The sequence below is a fragment of the Rickettsia sp. TH2014 genome, assembly GCF_019249195.1.
GTDB lineage: Bacteria > Pseudomonadota > Alphaproteobacteria > Rickettsiales > Rickettsiaceae > Rickettsia > Rickettsia felis.
Genome location: NZ_MXAX01000217.1, coordinates 1 through 1,191, shown reverse-complemented (window position 1 = coordinate 1,191; position 1,191 = coordinate 1). Strand labels below are relative to the sequence as shown.

Below are 1,191 nucleotides of genomic sequence, written 5' to 3'. Positions count from 1 at the left end.
CGTATAGCTTTTTAATAGGCGTAACTGCAATATGGAGGCATGACCTAAAGTTTTATCTCTGCTTTTGCTAAATCTTTTAAAGTGCGTGATCCGGTGCATAGCATGGTAATTTTAAGCTGCTCGATTATTAATTGTATCTCTTCGGAAAGTAAGCTTTCTGATGTATCTGCCGCTTTTAAGAATTGACCGGCGAGTCCAAAAATATTAGCTCCCATCCGGATTGCTTTCGCCCCGTCAATGCCGGATTTTAACCCGCCGCTAGCAATAATCGGAATGTCCCTCGATACTTCTCTCACCATTTTTAGAGAATCTAAAGTCGGGATTCCCCAGTTAATAAAGCTACTAGCTATACGGTTTTGCAGTGAATTTGTAGCACGATAAGCCTCTACTTGACTCCAAGATGTTCCGCCGCTCCCTGCAATATCAAGAACCTTAACCCCTACCCCTATAAGGCTTTCAGCAACTTTTTTAGATAAACCGTATCCTACTTCTTTAACAATTACAGGCACAGAGAGGTAATTAACTAGCTCTTTTATCTTAGGCAAAAGATTTTCCCAGTTTCTATTACCTTCCGGCTGAGTCAGTTCCTGCAATACGTTTAGATGTAAGATTAAGGCATCAGCTTTAGTAGTATCAACTAAATACTGACATTCTTTAGGTGTTACCCCGTAATTAAGCTGCACTGCACCGATATTAGCAAGTAATGGAATATCAGGGGCAACATCCCTTACCGCAAATGTCTCGATCGTATCCAGCTTCGTTAACAAAACCCGCATAGAACCAAGCCCCATAGCAATTCCGGCTTTTTGGGCGGCTTGTGCAAGTCGATAATTGATATCGCTAGCTCTAGTCGTGCCTCCGGTCATACTAGAAATTAGAATAGGTGCTTGCAAAGATGTTCCAAGGAAAGTACTAGTAGTATCTATGCTATCGTAGTTAATTTCCGGTAATGCGTTGTGAATAAATTGCATAGATTCAAAACCGCTTGTAAGCGTAGATGCAACGTTTTTCGTAAGATTAATTTCAATATGATCTTGTTTTCTTTCTATATCTAAATTCTGGTTTTTCGGCATTTTACTCACTAATTCCTTTTTGTACTTAATCTATATTAATATTTCTAGCTTTGCAAAATATATTTGGTATTGCCTTAAAAAGGTAATTTTATCGTCATTTCCTCGCAAGGCGTTGTTG

At 39.2% G+C, this 1,191-nt stretch carries 1 protein-coding gene; it reads right to left on the bottom strand.

The window, feature by feature from the left end; translation table 11 throughout:
* Nucleotides 1–44: 44 nt before the first annotated feature.
* A complete protein-coding gene (fni, locus tag KYQ89_RS04430) occupies nucleotides 45–1,073 on the bottom strand; it encodes a type 2 isopentenyl-diphosphate Delta-isomerase (RefSeq protein ID WP_218460584.1) in 1,029 nt (342 codons plus the stop codon).
* Nucleotides 1,074–1,191 lie beyond the last annotated feature (118 nt).

What these genes read in the sequence shown, in the direction of transcription:
- fni (WP_218460584.1), bottom strand. Translation starts at nt 1,073, where the DNA reads ATGCCGAAAAACCAGAATTTAGATATAGAAAGAAAACAAGATCATATT.